Source organism: Cognatundibacterium luofuense, assembly GCF_018139685.1.
Classification (GTDB): domain Bacteria; phylum Pseudomonadota; class Gammaproteobacteria; order Burkholderiales; family Burkholderiaceae_D; genus Undibacterium; species Undibacterium luofuense.
Map to the genome: position 1 here is coordinate 1 of NZ_JAGSPN010000540.1, position 298 is coordinate 298.

Genomic DNA, 298 nt, shown 5'->3' on the forward strand with positions numbered 1-298 from the left:
TGCACTGTCAAGTACCGTAGAAGAATTAAAGTTTGCAAGATTGCTTCACACAGACCGTAGGTTTCACATAGAATCTGAACCCCCGCAGTATCAATTGCAGCAAGCAGCGGAACAGCTGAAAATACATGCATCTTTATGGTGCATGGATGTTCTTCGTACATTTTGTACCCAGTTAAACAGATCAGAGAAAAATGGCTAGTACCAAACCCGGCGAGCGTAAACTACAGATTTTGCAGACGCTGGCAGCAATGTTGGAAAATCCGAAAGGTGAGAAAATCACGACGGCAGCCTTAGCTGC

Annotated in this window: 1 pseudogene; it reads left to right on the top strand. The window is 44.6% G+C overall.

Annotated elements, in window-relative coordinates:
• Positions 1 to 191 precede the first annotated feature (191 nt).
• Positions 192 to 298 (top strand): annotated as a pseudogene (locus KDM89_RS22680) (nucleoid occlusion factor SlmA); the annotation flags it as partial.